At 43.2% G+C, this 14,764-nt stretch carries 14 protein-coding genes; 8 read left to right on the top strand and 6 right to left on the bottom strand.

Features of this window, described 5'->3' with window-relative positions:
- Nucleotides 1–15 precede the first annotated feature (15 nt).
- The 6 genes from FDP09_RS14220 to FDP09_RS14195 form a co-directional block, all read right to left on the bottom strand.
- Nucleotides 16–819 carry a PhzF family phenazine biosynthesis protein gene (locus FDP09_RS14220; RefSeq protein WP_137403303.1) on the bottom strand — a complete coding sequence of 268 codons (804 nt, stop codon included), beginning with the start codon at nucleotides 817–819 and terminating at the stop codon, nucleotides 16–18.
- A gap of 77 nt (nucleotides 820–896) precedes the next feature.
- On the bottom strand, nucleotides 897–2,348 hold the full coding sequence (locus FDP09_RS14215; RefSeq protein ID WP_137403302.1) for a TrkH family potassium uptake protein: 1,452 nt from the start codon (nucleotides 2,346–2,348) through the stop codon (nucleotides 897–899).
- A gap of 3 nt (nucleotides 2,349–2,351) precedes the next feature.
- Entirely contained in the window at nucleotides 2,352–3,698 is a 1,347-nt protein-coding gene (gene trkA / locus FDP09_RS14210) for a Trk system potassium transporter TrkA (protein WP_137403301.1), read from the bottom strand.
- Nucleotides 3,699–3,851: 153 nt separating this feature from the next.
- Nucleotides 3,852–4,190 (bottom strand): n-acetylglutamate synthase, encoded by a 339-nt coding sequence (locus FDP09_RS14205; protein WP_137403300.1) that lies wholly within the window; start codon nucleotides 4,188–4,190, stop codon nucleotides 3,852–3,854.
- A gap of 116 nt (nucleotides 4,191–4,306) precedes the next feature.
- Nucleotides 4,307–4,891, bottom strand: a complete 585-nt coding sequence (locus FDP09_RS14200) for a DUF4136 domain-containing protein (RefSeq protein ID WP_137403299.1) — start codon at nucleotides 4,889–4,891, stop codon at nucleotides 4,307–4,309.
- A gap of 84 nt (nucleotides 4,892–4,975) precedes the next feature.
- A complete protein-coding gene (locus FDP09_RS14195) occupies nucleotides 4,976–6,220 on the bottom strand; it encodes a DNA recombination protein RmuC (protein ID WP_137403298.1) in 1,245 nt (414 codons plus the stop codon).
- A 194-nt stretch (nucleotides 6,221–6,414) separates the two neighbouring features.
- Here FDP09_RS14195 and FDP09_RS14190 point away from each other — a divergent pair, with 194 nt between their 5' ends.
- From FDP09_RS14190 to FDP09_RS14155, 8 genes are all read left to right on the top strand, one after another.
- Nucleotides 6,415–7,644 carry an Nramp family divalent metal transporter gene (locus FDP09_RS14190; RefSeq protein WP_137403297.1) on the top strand — a complete coding sequence of 410 codons (1,230 nt, stop codon included), beginning with the start codon at nucleotides 6,415–6,417 and terminating at the stop codon, nucleotides 7,642–7,644.
- Nucleotides 7,641–8,354: a 5-oxoprolinase subunit PxpA gene (gene pxpA / locus FDP09_RS14185; protein WP_137403296.1), complete on the top strand. Its 714-nt coding sequence runs from the start codon at nucleotides 7,641–7,643 to the stop codon at nucleotides 8,352–8,354. Before FDP09_RS14190 ends, pxpA begins: the two co-directional genes overlap by 4 nt.
- Nucleotides 8,355–8,395: 41 nt before the next feature.
- Nucleotides 8,396–9,112 (top strand): 5-oxoprolinase subunit PxpB, encoded by a 717-nt coding sequence (gene pxpB, locus FDP09_RS14180; RefSeq protein WP_137403295.1) that lies wholly within the window; start codon nucleotides 8,396–8,398, stop codon nucleotides 9,110–9,112.
- Entirely contained in the window at nucleotides 9,099–9,971 is an 873-nt protein-coding gene (locus FDP09_RS14175; RefSeq protein WP_137403294.1) for a 5-oxoprolinase subunit C family protein, read from the top strand. Before pxpB ends, FDP09_RS14175 begins: the two co-directional genes overlap by 14 nt.
- A gap of 60 nt (nucleotides 9,972–10,031) precedes the next feature.
- Nucleotides 10,032–10,898, top strand: a complete 867-nt coding sequence (locus FDP09_RS14170; RefSeq protein ID WP_137403293.1) for a TlpA family protein disulfide reductase — start codon at nucleotides 10,032–10,034, stop codon at nucleotides 10,896–10,898.
- An 86-nt stretch (nucleotides 10,899–10,984) separates the two neighbouring features.
- Entirely contained in the window at nucleotides 10,985–11,848 is an 864-nt protein-coding gene (locus tag FDP09_RS14165; RefSeq protein WP_137403292.1) for an alpha/beta hydrolase, read from the top strand.
- Between the two features lie 219 nt (nucleotides 11,849–12,067).
- Nucleotides 12,068–13,588 carry a DUF4301 family protein gene (locus FDP09_RS14160; protein WP_137403291.1) on the top strand — a complete coding sequence of 507 codons (1,521 nt, stop codon included), beginning with the start codon at nucleotides 12,068–12,070 and terminating at the stop codon, nucleotides 13,586–13,588.
- Between the two features lie 119 nt (nucleotides 13,589–13,707).
- Nucleotides 13,708–14,613, top strand: coding sequence for a patatin-like phospholipase family protein (locus tag FDP09_RS14155; protein WP_137403290.1), 906 nt, complete (start codon nucleotides 13,708–13,710; stop codon nucleotides 14,611–14,613).
- Nucleotides 14,614–14,764 lie beyond the last annotated feature (151 nt).

Below are 14,764 nucleotides of genomic sequence, written 5' to 3'. Positions count from 1 at the left end.
CTCATCTATGAGGCTTCAAAAAGATAGCTTGCCTGTTTTTTCCATCACAAAAGCTCCTTTGAGGGAAACCAAACCATTATCGGTCAATTCGCACGAAAACGCCCCGCCCCTTTTGCTAAGCTGCAAGGACTTTAGATGCTTCTTCTCCAGTCTTTTGGCCCAAAAGGGCACCAAAATGGCGTGTGAAGATCCCGTGGCATAATCTTCCTTCTGCAAGGTATGCGGTACGAATGTGCGGCTTATAAAGTCCACATCTTCGCCCGGAGCAGTAACGGCATAACCAAAAATGTCACACGCCGATAGGCGCTCAAAGTCAGGATTCATTTTCTTAATATCTCCTCCGTCTTTGGCCAGAATGATGTATTTATTGTCCGTCCGATACATGGCCAACAAAGGGATTCCCAGTCCCTCCACGATGGGTTCTGGAATCTCCTCTAGCGCTTCCAAGACTTCAATCGACTTCGTATTGATGGAGACAGTTTGATCGGCATGTAATATCCCTTCCAGTTTTCCTTCAGGATAAATAAACGTGAATGTCCGGTTACCAGGCTCTTGCTGTCCCAAAAAAGCAGTGGCCGCGGCAGTTCCGTGTCCACAAAGTCCAATCTCTGCATCAGGCGCAAACCACCTGATCGAAAATCGATCATCTCCGGGCTCCTTGACCAAAAAGGTGGTAGCTGGCTGATTGAGCTCTTTGGCTATGGCCTGCATTTCCCTTTCAGCAGGAAGTTTGTCCAACAGGATCACAGCAGCAGGATTTCCGGTAAAGTTGCGGTTTTGATCAGTAAAAACTGAAATGATCTGATAATCTATTTCCATAGAGTGAAAAATACGTTTGGTTAACAAATAGTGTTTATACAAGAAGGATTTTTCTTTAAAACAAGTTCAATTTACTACTAATTTGCCCTCCAAAAATACGGAGTAAACAATACCAGAATAGTAAACAGCTCCAAACGACCAAGCAACATAATAGCGGATAAGAAGACTTTGGTAAATGGATCAAAGAAGGAGAAATTATCCAAAGGGCCCACATTGCCAATCGCGGGGCCTACATTTCCCAGACAAGTTGCTACCGCTCCGAAACTGGTCAACATATCATATCCTACAATAGACAACATCACACTTCCCACGACAAACACCATCAAGTAAATCAATAAAAAAATCATGATGTGCGTGATGATTTTGCCCGTTACGCGTTCATTGTTGATTTTGAGGGTTACAATTGCCCTGGGATGAACGATCCGCTTAAACTCCAAAAGGGTGTTTTTAAAGAACGTAAGGTGGCGGATAAACTTGATCCCTCCTGCGGTCGAACCTGCACAACCACCTACAAAGAGCAACAGGAAGAACAAAATGGTAAGGCCATGGCCAAAGCTTGTATAATCGGCCGTCACAAATCCCGTCGTCGTAATCAGTGACACCACTTGGAATGCTGTATCCCTAAATGCCTTTTCTAGCTCCAATCCTCCAATAAAATACACAGGAATAGTCAAACCGATAATGATCAATGCCACCACCAAAACATACGCCTTGAATTCATCACTTTTCCACACCCGATCAAACTTCCCCATTATCCCAAAATAGATCACGGTAAAGTTGGTCCCTGCCAAAAACATAAAGATAATCGCAACATACTGGATGAAAGGAACATCAAAAAAGGCCATGCTGGCATTCTTGGTCGAAAACCCACCTGTCGCCAACGTCGTAAGCGCATGGTTTACGGCATCATAAAAATCCATGCCTCCCAGGTAATACAACCCAATACAAAGAATCGTCAGTCCCACATAAACATACCAAAGCCGCTTGGCCGTTTCCCGAATCCTGGGATGCAATTTATCTGATGTAGGACCTGGAGATTCAGCGACAAACAGTTCTATACCTCCTATTCCCAAGAGTGGAAAAATCGCTACCGTGAGGACAATGATTCCCAAACCACCTATCCACTGGGTCATGCTTCTCCAAAACAAAATCCCCTTTGGCAATGCCTCGATATCATTCAAAACAGAAGCGCCAGTAGTAGTCAGTCCCGATATTGTCTCAAAAATCGCATCAGATAAATTGATGAGTGTACCACTCACTAGATAAGGCAACATCCCAAATAGGGACATAAAAATCCAACTTAAAGCCACGATAAGGTATCCCTCACGCTTCCGGATATTCTGATCTTCTTTGGAAAATGAAAAAAACAGCAATCCGCCTATAGCCATGGACACGAAGGCCGAATAAATCAGTGGCATCTGGTCGCCGCTTTGATAGTAGAAACTAAAACCGATACCTGGAAGCATCAACAACCCCAACAGCATCAGTAATCCTCCCATAACTTTCGCAATCGCCTTATAATGGATCATATGCTAGTTAAATAATTTCTCCAGACTGGACTTGGCAGATGGAAGGGCCAGTACAATCGCCTTATCATTCAGCTGCATTTTAAAGTCACCATCAGGAATGAACACCTCATCTCCTCGAATCACCCCAGTCACAATAGCCGTTTCTGGAAAATGGAGCTCTCTTAATTTCTTTTTGGTAAGCCGGTTGTTTTTGGAAATGACGTATTGGATAAATTCAGCGTCCACACCATAAATACCTGAAATAGCTTCTACTTTGCCCTTTCTTAGGTGTCGCGCAATTTGATTGGCAGCCACTAATTTTTTATTGATCAATGAATCCACACCGATACTATGCGAAATATGGATATATTCTCGTGTATCCACATGGGCGATGGTCTTATATACCCCATGGTTTTTGGCACTGAGGCTAGTGATAATATTGGTTTCGGAGCTCTCTGTCAATGCCAAAAACGCCTGCATTTCTTCCAAGCCCTCTTCAATCAGCAGTTCGATATTTTTATAATCCCCATTGATGACCAGCGTAGAATGCAACCGCTCTGAGAGCCATTTACAACGCTCCTTGTTGTTATGGATAAGCGTCACTTTATATTCGGGCTCGAGCTTCAAGGCAGAGGTAAAAGCCAAATCATCGCCACCGATGATCATTACGTTTTTAATATCTATCTCACGCTGGGCCGTCAGCTGGGCAATGGATTCACTGGCTTTCTTATTGGACACAAAATAAACGTGGTCATTATTTCTGAGCATGGTATTTCCTCCAGGAATAATGGTCATTTGGTCCCTCACAATAGCTATGATCCGGACATCCTCAAAAATAGACATGGTCCGGGTATCTGCAAGCCTTTTATTGACCAATGAAGAATATTGGTCCAAGATCACGCCCATCACATTGATCTTGCCTTCTTCAAATTCAAAAATATCCGAAAAAGTGGAGTTTTTGACCATACGGTGAATCTCCCCAGAACAAAGCATCGTGGGAGAAATGATATCATCGATGCCTAGGTTATGGAAGTAAGCTACATTATCCTCCAACAAATAATCGTGATTTCTCACCCTTGCAATCACCCGCTTGGCTCCAAGCTGCTTTGCCAGCATCGCTGTTACGATATTGGTTTTCTCGGAAGTAGTGACCGCCATCACCATATTGGCATCCTTCACGTTGGCATTCTTCAGGACATCAATGGATGCCGAATCCCCCATCACTGTCAGCACATCCAGTCTGGAAGCCACATGCTCCAAAATATCCTTGTCTGTGTCGATCAGGGTAATGTCCTTGTTCTCATAGCTGAGTGATTCTGCAAGATGAAATCCCATATCACCAGCCCCCGCAATAACAATATTCATAGCCATGGGCGTAAAGATAAGTTGTTTTGAACCTCAATGACAAAATTGTAAATCAATTTTTCTAGCGCATCCCAAAGGATGCGTACGCTAAAAGTAGCCCTATTTTGCTTATATCATAATGTTTTTGGGTTTTACTTTCTTATCCCAAGCAGTATTTCCCTAAACCTCTTCAATAATTGACTCCCCTTTGGAAAAATCACCAGAAGTCCATTGCCAAACCTCATGAAGCTGAATTTTTCCGTTAGCTAGCTGGGTCGGTCTTGAGGTGCATTTTCCGGTCTTGATCTCCCCTTTGGAATTGATATGGCAGTACCTCATTTGTATGATGCCTTTATCATCGACGGTTCCGATGAGATTGCCTTTTGCTATTCCTCCTCCTGAGTACGTTCCTGATAGCACAGTCTCTTCCTGTTTGTACTTAAAAACAGTTTCTCCTGAAACTTCACCATTATCGGTATTGGATATGGATTTAAAAGTCTTGTTATTATAGTCTATCATGTAACGGAATACTTGTCGGTTTGTCCTAAAATAATCATTAAAGGAGTAAAATCTAAACACAAATATCAAATCAAACGCATTTATTCCCGTTTAACAATGAAAAAAATTATGATCAGTTAACCGCCCGAATGCATATTCCTCGAAAATTCACTCAAAATTTTGTTCACCGATACATCTATATTCTTGTACTTCTGCTTCACATTATTCACTTCACCTACAGCACTGATACGCAAAATCACCTCATCGGCCTTCGGATCTATAAAATCAATCACTACTTCGCCTAAATTATACTTCTCTATTTCCGTGCTGCTAGGCCAGTAGGGTGCTCCATAAGGATTACGGTACATATATGGATTGTACATTCCATAGGGGCCGTATGGAGACATTCCATAATAATCATTACTTCTTACTTCCTTTTCCCCTTCGCTAAGCAATGTATTGTATCGAAGGATTAGGTCTGGGTGCTGCAGGTTTTCTTCATAACCGCGCTCCTGCATGCCCTGAGCCAGCCCATCCCTTAGGTTCTTGTCCAATGTAGGAGAGTTCCAAGCTTCCTTTCCCTGGTACTGGTTGATAACAACAAAGGTCTTATAGCTCCGCTCAGCATTCACCTCTTCTTTCTCTAAGTAAACTTTTACGGGATTACAAGCCGCAGTCGCCATGACCAGCGCTACCAGCCCTATTACTATTTTGGATTTCATAGCTTCTTCCTTTTATCAGAAAAAACGAGTGCTAAACCACAAAGTTGCATGAAGAAATATGAAAATTTCATCAGTTGCCTTCGATTAGCTCTCCAAGAACTTGTCTTTTTCATCTTCTGGCAATGCTTCCACATCTCTTAATCTCCTCTGGATCACACGGGTCCGTGTACCCACTAAAGTATCCAGTTCGTTATTGGCCTCATTGAGTTTCTTCTGTGCCTTTTCGATCAAATCCCCAAACTTGCCAAACTCGGATTTTACCGCTCCAAGTACTTTCCATACTTCACTGCTCCTTTTTTGTATCGCCAAGGTCTTGAAGCCCATTTGCAGGCTATTTAGCATCGCTGCAAAGGTCGTCGGACCAGCTACGACTACTTTATACTGCTGCTGCAACTGCTGAGCCAATCCCCCTTCGCGGATCACCTCGGCATATAAACTTTCCATAGGTAAAAACATCACCGCAAAATCAGTGGTATAGGGTGGGTTGATATACTTTTGACAAATATCCTGGGCGGATTTCTTCACTGCCTTGTGTAGCGCAGCCGTGGCTATTTCCATGCCATTTTTGTCACCTACTTCATAGGCTTCCAAAAGCCGATGGTAGGCTTCCTGGGGAAATTTTGCATCCACAGGAAGATAAACGGGCTCTTCATCATTGCCGGGCAGCTTGACAGCAAACTCCACCCGCTCGGAACTCCCCTTTTTCATGACGGCATTTGCCGTGTACTGATCAGGAGAAAGGATATTTTCCAAAATACTTTGAAGCTGATACTCACCCAAAATCCCCCGGCTTTTTACATTGGTAAGCACCCGCTTAAGGTCTCCTACTCCAGTGGCAAGATGCTGCATTTCGCCCAATCCCTTCTGAACCGCCTGAAGCTGTTTACTCACGGCCTCAAAGGACTGTCCCAAACGCGTCTCCAGGGTTTTCTGAAGCTTTTCATCCACTGTTTCGCGCATCTTTTCAAGACGTGCCTCAGTCGAAACCAGCATCTTTTCCTGTCGCCGTTCAAGTTCGGAAAATTTCTCCCGCTGCAAGTCATTGAATTCACGGACATTCTCCCTGAAAAGCTTGCCAAAATCCCGTAAGGTTTCGTTCTGATCCTTACCTGATTCACGTACCATGTCCATGACCAACTTGAACTGTTGGTTCATTTGCAAGCCAATTTCCTTACGGTTTTCAGCCATTTGGGTATTTAAATCCTGCTTGATAGCACCAAATTTTTCGTCAATCGCTTTGCTATGTGACCGATCATTTCCATATTTCACCAACATCCAACTGCTAAGTAACACATTCACGATAAGTAGCCCAACTAGGATCAATTCCATTTCTTGCTGTTTTTTACTGCAAATTAACAGACACCGATCACTATAACTAAACCTCCACCACAATACTGGGACAATTTACGTCTCAATCCTCACACGAAAGGACAAGACATGTCCATAGTAATAGTATTTCGGGGTTAAATCATCAGATTTAGCTAGATTGCTATTATGCAAATCCCAGAAAATGAATATGACAGATGATTAAAAACTGGCGTAAATATGTAGGGCCTGGGCCCTTGATCGCTGCGGCTTTTATTGGACCAGGTACCGTAACTGTATGCAGTATGGCCGGAGTGAACTTCGGATATGAATTATTATGGGCCCTTTTATTGTCTGTCATCGCGACTATCATCCTACAGGAAATGGCCGCCAGAATCGGTCTGATCACCCAAAAAAGCTTGCCCGAAGTCATGAGAGCTGAAATACAGACCAAAGCCGCCAGGATATTCGCTTTGGGATTGGTCATCGTGGCCATTGTGGCGGGAAATGCGGCCTATGAAGCAGGAAACCTCAGTGGGGCAGTGATGGGACTAGAAGCATTTTTACCCCAAAAGACAACTTCGGCTTTAGGAGGATATTTTCGCCCTTTACCCTTGCTGACGGGACTAGTGGCTTGGGGACTTTTGTTGAGTGGAAATTATAGGCAAATAGAATGGTTCATGATCGGGGTAGTATTGATAATGAGTGGGGTATTTCTGATAACTGCCATGGCAGGAAAGCCTCATTTGCCAACACTGCTGAAGGGGCTCGTTCCCAGTGTCCGAGCAGATAATATTCTCACCATTGTGGCTTTGATCGGGACGACAGTGGTCCCATACAATCTCTTTCTACATTCATCATTGGTTTCACGAAAATGGAAAAGCACAACAACACTACGTTACGTAAGAGCCGATATCTTCATTGCTGTTATTTTAGGCGGATTGGTATCCATGGCTATTTTAGTGACGGGTACCTTGAGTACAGCCAAACAAGTGGAAATCATCACTGATTTGAGCAAAAGCCTTACTCCTATAATTGGATCATTTGCTCCCTATTTCTTGGGAATCGGTCTTTTTTCGGCGGGTATTACCTCCTCCATCACTGCCCCATTGGCAGGTGGCCTAGTTATTTGTAGTTGTTTTGGATGGAGCAACACCCTCTCGTCACCCCCCATGCGGTGGACCTTTAGTGGCATTCTCCTGCTCGGTGTGATTTTTGCTTCTTTAGAAATCAAACCCATCGAATTGATCGCAATGGCGCAACTCGCGAATGGGATTTTATTACCTGTTTTAAGTACCTTTATCCTTTGGATGGTCAATAAGCCTGAGATAATGGGCAAGTACAAAAACCACCTTTTAGCCAATATACTAGGCATTGCCATTTGGGTAATCACCTTGATATTGGGATGTAAGAGCATATTGAGTGTGATACAAAATTGGAGTTTATGACAATAGATATCAATTGCGACTTAGGGGAAGGAATGGCATCCGATGCTGACGTAATGCCTTACATTACGAGTTGCAATATCGCCTGTGGTGGGCATGCAGGAAACAAAAAATCCATGGTGGCGACCATTAAATTGGCACAAAAGCACCAAGTGAAAATCGGTGCTCACCCCTCCTATCCAGATCGTAAGAATTTTGGAAGAAAGCCTATGGATTTGCCAGCAGAAGAATTGTTGGCTACACTTCTATCCCAGCTAAGGGATTTTGAAGAGGCACTTTCCAAAACTGACGCCACCCTGCACCATATCAAGCCCCATGGAGCCTTGTACAACCTGGCGGCCAAAGATTTGGACACGGCCAGTTTGCTCGTAGCGCTCATTAAAACCTACTATCCTGAAGCCATCGTTTATGCACCTTACGGATCCGTCATGGCGAAAACGGCCAAAGAAAATGGCCTAGAGGTCTGGCATGAAGTATTTGCAGACCGAAACTATAATGATGATCTCAGCCTTGTTTCCCGAAGCGACCCCAATGCACTGCTCCACAGGCCTGAGGATGCCGTCACTCATTTAGAAAAAATGGTGAAAGAGGCAAAGGTACAGACCGTATCAGGAATGACGCAGCAAATCTTAGCAGATACCGTCTGTGTCCATGGAGACAATCCTGGAGCTTTAGCCCTGACCAAGGCCATTTATAAGGCCATGAAGAATTAAATCGAACATCATATTAACCACTAATTAAAGCAACCCAATCCATGTCACATCAATTCAAGTACAAACATATCTCCCCAACGATATTGGAACTGTATTGGCCCGCCTCAATCGAGGAGTCCACGCTGATGGAAATGATGTCCATGAAAACTCAAATCCAGCATATCTGGCAAGAGGCATTACTGGAAACAACCATGGGGTATCATTGCTTAAGCCTTCGCTTTGCATCTCCTATAGCCCTTGATGAAGTCCTTAACAAACTGGAGCGCATTGCGGAAAAAAACGGCAGTTCGTCATCAAACTTTTCCAGAAAACAATGGACCATCCCTGTTCAGTACACCGGAAAAGATTTAGAGCGGGTAGCCAAACACACTGGCTTGGCTCAAGATGAGCTCATTGCGCTTCATCAGGCACCTAGCTACCTCTTGTATTTTTACGGCTTTATGCCTGGATTTATGTACCTCGGAGGATTGGACCAGCAGCTCTTCGTACCTCGAAAAGAACAGCCTGATCCAATGATTGAAAAGGGATCAGTCGCAATTGGGGGAAAACAAACGGGCATTTACCCCATGAACAGTCCAGGAGGATGGAATGTGATAGGCAAAACGCCAGTCCAGTTGTTTGACGTCAATATGGATCCTCCGCTAAAACCACAGCCTGGGGATAAAATTAAATTTGAAGCTATCTCTGCAGAAAATTATCAAGACATCATTTCTCAAATGGAAGAAAAAAACTACCAACTGCCTTATGAAAAGATCTGAAGGAACGCTTGAAGTGATCAAGTCGGGATTTTATGGATCCATTCAGGATCTGGGTAGATTCGGCTATGCACATTGGGGAATCCCCGCCGCCGGAGCCATGGATGAACAGTCATACTTATTGGCCAATCACCTACTTCAAAATGCCCCAAACGATGCCTGTCTGGAACTCACCCTGATCGGTGGGGAATTTCAGTTTCACCATCCTACTACCATCGTCATCACAGGCGCACCAGTAAACATCCAAGTGAACGGTCAGACTTATCCCATCAACCATGTCATCGACATCAAAGCAGGTGAGCTCCTTAGGCTCTCTCCAGTAAAAAAAGGGTGTAGGATTTACCTTGGCATCTATGGTGGTTTTCAAACAGAAGAAGTCTTGGGCAGCAAAAGCTGGTATGCAGGAATCACCCAAAACACCAAGCTGGAAAAAGGAATGTCCCTTCCCTACCAATCGGTACCACAGAAGCGAACTGCTCCCCATGCCAAAGTAGCCATGGATGATGCGTTATTTGAGGATGAGGTATTGGAAGTATATCGCGGTGCAGAAGCTGCAGAGATGGATGAACAACGTTTCGAGCAGTTATTGGCAGGTGAGTTTTACTTGTCTGCCAAACAAAACCGCATGGGAATCCAGCTGGAAGAGAAATTTGAAAACAGCCTGAGCGAAATCCTTACCGCTCCGGTCTATCCCGGAACGGTCCAACTGACTCCTGGTGGTAAACTCATGATCCTCATGAAGGATGCCCAAGTGACAGGGGGATATCCACGGATCCTCCAACTTTCCCCACAAGCAATCTCCTGCCTTTCCCAAAAAAAACAAGGTGATAAGGTCAGGTTTACTCTTATCGATGAGTGGTGATTGAACCAAGCTCTACAGACTAACGTAGTATAACGAAAATCAAATATTCTATCTTCATACATGAAAACAACCATTATCAGGATTTTTCTGTCAATCATTTTATTTATCGTTACATTTTTTATTTGCGCCCACATTATATCCTTGTCCAGGGACTATAATCTTTGGGGGTTTGGCGCCTTGCTCGGCTTTATATTGATTTTTTCCATTGACGCACTTTGCATCAAAAAACTCACTAAACTATTCCCTTCAAAATGGGTAATTTACGCCTCTCTCTTTGCGGTCATCTTTTATGCTTTTGCCAACCTGCCCAGCTTAAAATTTGCGATGAAAGTATTCCCTACAATACTCAGTTTGGCATTGGGCGTATTGGCAGCGGCCGTCTTCGCTACGGATCAGATAAAGAACCGCTACCGCTATACCTTCTTACTTTTTCTCTTCCCCTTTGTACTTAACCTTAATCTGTATGATACGTGGGTCCATTATATAGAATTTGGGAATACTTCAGGTCAGGTAACCGATGAGATCTCCGTGGACTTTAAGGTTACCGATCAAGAAGGACGAAGCATCACAAATGGAGACCTAAAGGGAAAAATTGTCCTTATGGACTTTTGGTTTATTGGCTGTGCCCCGTGTTGGAAGAAATTCCCTGAACTACAGCAACTCCATGAGCAATACCAGCATCAACCGGAAGTCGCCATTTACGCTGTAAACCGCCCAATGAGCAGCGACCATCCCGGTCAGGCTTTCGAATCCATTCGGAAAAAAGGCTATGATTTCAAGGTCCTCCAAGGCACACAAAAGGTCATGGATGATTTTGGTGTCTATGTTTACCCAACGGTAGTGGTAATCAATAAGGAAGGAAATATGGTCTTTATGGGACAACTAGACAAAGCCAAAGATGTCGTCGAGGCTTTATTGCAGAAATAGTAAGTCCTCGACAAAACAATTTTATTCAATATCACTTTATAAAACTGGATAAACCTTATATTTATCCAAACCCAATATATCCCGCTATGAAAATAAAGCTCAGCCTGTTTGCTGGATTGGTATCGCTACTGGCTTCTTCCGTTTCTTATGCCCAAAGTGGAAAAGTTTATGATGAACTTACGCTGCAAAGTACCATTTTAGATGGAGAGAGAAAATACGCGATCTACCTTCCTCCTGATTATGAAACCTCAGAACGTAGCTATCCGGTGCTATACCTACTTCACGGAGCTGGAGATGACCAGACTGGATGGGTGCAGTTTGGGGAAGTACTGCATATCACTGACCAAGCCATCAATGCCGGAAAAGCCACTCCTATGATCATTGTTATGCCTGATGCTGATACGGGCAGACGGGGGTATTTTAACCAGATCGATGGCAAATGGAATTATGAAGATTTCTTTTTTGAGGAATTCATGCCGCATATCGAAGAAAAGTATCGCATCAAAGGTGAAAAGCGGTATCGTGCTATATCAGGGCTCTCGATGGGAGGCGGGGGAAGTATGATTTACACGCTACATCATCCGGAATTGTTTTCATCATCAGCTCCGCTAAGTGCCTATGTGGGCCCTTTGTCCTTGGATGAAATGAAAAGGAGAATGGATACAGAACAATATTCCGACCAAGAGCTCCAATCGTATTATGAAAATCACAATGCTCTTTCCTTAATCGAACGTATTCCGGAAGAAGATAAAAATGCCGTAAGATGGTATATTGATTGTGGAGATGATGACTTTCTTTATGAAGGAAACAGTCTGGTCCATATTGCCATGAAAAAGCATGATATTCCGCACGAATTCAGAATAAGAGATGGAGGCCACACTTGGACTTATTGGAGAAAATCTTTACCTTTAGTATTGCAATATGTTACCCAAGCCTTTCACCAATATTAACACTACCAACTGAAACTACCCTCATCTACTTTGAAGTAATTCACGTCAATTTTAGATACAAAAAGCAAAAAAAATTAGTTAAAATACATTTTTTTATATAAAATTGACGTATCATATTGTTTGATAAAATTAATAAATGCTTTTAATTAGTACATAAACCCAATTACTAGGACATAATTACCATTTTAGTTGTAGTTTTTAATTATAAGTAATATAGAAATGATTGAGGAAGTAGTAAAAGAGAAAATCACCTTACAAGGTAAGGATCCCAAGCAGATCGAAAAGCAGATTGTCAACTTTAAAAATGGTTTCCCTTTTTTGGCCATCGATGAGCCAGCGACCATTGGCAATGGGATAGAGGAAATTACAGATGCACAAATTTCCGCTTTTGAGCATAAATATGCCTCCGCCACTGCAGAAAAAGAAATCGTGAAATTTGTACCCGCCAGTGGTGCTGCCACTCGAATGTTCAAAAACCTCTATGCTTATTTGGAAGCTGAAGACCAGAGCTTGGACGCTAATCCTTTCGTGAAGACTTTTGTTTCCCACCTTAAATCTTTTGCTTTTTACAAAGATCTGGAGGCAAAACTCGCTGAAAACGGATTGGATATCAAAGACCTGCTGGACGCAGAAGATTTCCCTACCATTGTGTCTTACTTACTCAATGAACAAGGCCTCGGTTATGGGAAATTGCCAAAGGGGTTACTGAAATTCCATAGCTACAGCGACGTAAACCGTACACCAGTCCATGAACACTTTATTGAAGGACTACAGTATGGGATTGGTAAAGACAACACCGTAAGGCTGCATTTCACCGTATCGCCCGAACACCAGACGCGTTTTGAAGAACACGTGAACCAACTCAAGGAAAAATTAGCAAATCAGACCAAGGTAAATTTTGAGGTGACTTTTTCCCAACAAAAACCTGCAACAGACACCATTGCAGTCAATATGGACAACACCCCCTTCTTGGAAGAAAACGGGGAAATCTTATTTAGGCCTGCCGGACATGGTGCGCTGCTGGAAAACCTAAATGAAATCGATGCAGACCTTATTTTCATCAAAAACATCGACAATGTGGTTCCGGATCGGCTGAAGGAAACAACCAAAAGATACAAAATTGTAATTGCTTCTATCCTTTTGGAAACCCAGGTAGAACTATTTGACTTACTTGAAAAACTGGATGATCATCCATCCGAGGAAACCATCAGTGCTGCAGCGTCACTCTTGGAAAACAAATTGGGATTAAGGCTCTCATCTGGATTTAATGACTTATCTGAGAGTGAAAAAGTGGCCTTCCTTCAATCCAAACTTAACAGACCGCTTAGGGTATGTGGTATGGTGGAAAACACAGGAGAGCCAGGAGGCGGCCCTTTTTGGGTAAAAGACGAAGATGGTGCTTTCTCTTTGCAAATTGGCGAAACGGCACAGCTTGATTTGAATGACAGCAAAGTGGCCAAGATATTCAGAAGCTCCTCCCACTTTAACCCAACGGACTTGGTATGTGGTGTCAAAGATTACAAAGGAAATAAATTCGACCTGCTCAACTACCGTGATCCGGCCACAGGGTTTATCACCCAAAAATCCAAAGACGGCAAAGACCTAAAAGCCCAAGAACTCCCTGGGCTGTGGAATGGATCCATGGCGGATTGGAACTCCATATTTGTGGAAGTTCCATTGGGTACTTTTAATCCTGTCAAGACCATCAATGACCTGCTCAGAGAGCAACATCAATCTTGATATTTGGGTTTTAGCGACAAAGCAGTAAATTTATAAACAGTACTTGCATGGGGCATTGGTCGTTTGCCAATTTTCCATGCAAGTTATTTTGGTTTATAATTTTATGGAACAGTGAATCTATGAGGGCATTGGTAATTTCGGGTGGTGGCAGCAAAGGTGCTTACGCGGGGGGGATCGCAGAATTTTTACTTCGGGAATGCAAACTTCAGTATGACCTGTTTTTGGGAACCTCTACGGGAAGCCTCCTCATCCCCCACCTTTCCATTGACAATGTCGAAAAGATCAAAAATGTCTATACGACGGTTAAGCAAAAGGACATTTTCACGATTTGCCCTTTTATCATTTCCAAAGAGAACGGCAGCTTCAGAAGCCGTATTAACCACTGGGGGATCATCAAGATGTTTATCCAGCAAAAAAAGACCTTTGGTGACACCAGCAGCCTCCGCAAACTCATCCGAAAAAGTATCCTCGAAGACGATTTCAAAAAAATGCAGGCCAATAGCGCAGATGTTGTCATCACGGTATCAAATCTCAGTACAAACCAAGTGGAATATAAATCACTTAAGGAATGTAATTATATTGATTTTTGTGACTGGATATGGGCCTCGGCCAATATGGTACCATTTATGAGTCTCGTAGAAAAAAACAACATGGAGTATGCTGATGGAGGAATGGCGGATCTGGTACCCATTTCAGAATCCATCAGAAGGGGCGCTACAGAAATTGACATCATTGTCCTGAAAACCAATAAACCCACCTCTCCCCAACACCCCGTAAAAAACGCGATGGAGCTCACCACGAGGACATTTGACTTTATGCTCAATCAAATCTCTAATGACGATATCACCATTGGTAAGCTCCAAGGATCCCAGAAAAAAGTCAATCTGAACTTTTACTATCCACCCAAAGAACTCACTGAAAACTCGTTGATTTTTGACCCTAACCAAATGCGGAAATGGTGGCAGGAAGGATATGACTTCGCCAAGCAAACCTCTCCTATTTGCAAGTGCCTGGAACAATCCTAGCCCCCATGGTAATTGATAATTCCTGTATTTTTTTGAAACAATGAAACGCCATCGATGCTCCAAAGTACAGCGAAATTATAAATTCTTTCCAGTGTAGCTTACAGCAGGCACTTGGTGACTTTGGGGCTTTTTGGCATTTTTATTTACTCTT

Source organism: Echinicola rosea, from assembly GCF_005281475.1.
GTDB classification, from domain to species: Bacteria; Bacteroidota; Bacteroidia; order Cytophagales; family Cyclobacteriaceae; genus Echinicola; species Echinicola rosea.
Note: the sequence above shows the minus strand (reverse complement) of the source record. Positions and strands in the feature narration are given on the sequence as shown.

Coding starts and splice junctions, on each gene's coding strand:
- FDP09_RS14220 (WP_137403303.1), bottom strand. CDS start 819: ATGGAAATAGATTATCAGATCATTTCAGTTTTTACTGATCAAAACCGC.
- FDP09_RS14215 (WP_137403302.1), bottom strand. CDS start 2,348: ATGATCCATTATAAGGCGATTGCGAAAGTTATGGGAGGATTACTGATG.
- trkA (WP_137403301.1), bottom strand. CDS start 3,698: ATGGCTATGAATATTGTTATTGCGGGGGCTGGTGATATGGGATTTCAT.
- FDP09_RS14205 (WP_137403300.1), bottom strand. CDS start 4,190: ATGATAGACTATAATAACAAGACTTTTAAATCCATATCCAATACCGAT.
- FDP09_RS14200 (WP_137403299.1), bottom strand. CDS start 4,891: ATGAAATCCAAAATAGTAATAGGGCTGGTAGCGCTGGTCATGGCGACT.
- FDP09_RS14195 (WP_137403298.1), bottom strand. CDS start 6,220: ATGGAATTGATCCTAGTTGGGCTACTTATCGTGAATGTGTTACTTAGC.
- FDP09_RS14190 (WP_137403297.1), top strand. CDS start 6,415: ATGATTAAAAACTGGCGTAAATATGTAGGGCCTGGGCCCTTGATCGCT.
- pxpA (WP_137403296.1), top strand. CDS start 7,641: ATGACAATAGATATCAATTGCGACTTAGGGGAAGGAATGGCATCCGAT.
- pxpB (WP_137403295.1), top strand. CDS start 8,396: ATGTCACATCAATTCAAGTACAAACATATCTCCCCAACGATATTGGAA.
- FDP09_RS14175 (WP_137403294.1), top strand. CDS start 9,099: ATGAAAAGATCTGAAGGAACGCTTGAAGTGATCAAGTCGGGATTTTAT.
- FDP09_RS14170 (WP_137403293.1), top strand. CDS start 10,032: ATGAAAACAACCATTATCAGGATTTTTCTGTCAATCATTTTATTTATC.
- FDP09_RS14165 (WP_137403292.1), top strand. CDS start 10,985: ATGAAAATAAAGCTCAGCCTGTTTGCTGGATTGGTATCGCTACTGGCT.
- FDP09_RS14160 (WP_137403291.1), top strand. CDS start 12,068: ATGATTGAGGAAGTAGTAAAAGAGAAAATCACCTTACAAGGTAAGGAT.
- FDP09_RS14155 (WP_137403290.1), top strand. CDS start 13,708: ATGAGGGCATTGGTAATTTCGGGTGGTGGCAGCAAAGGTGCTTACGCG.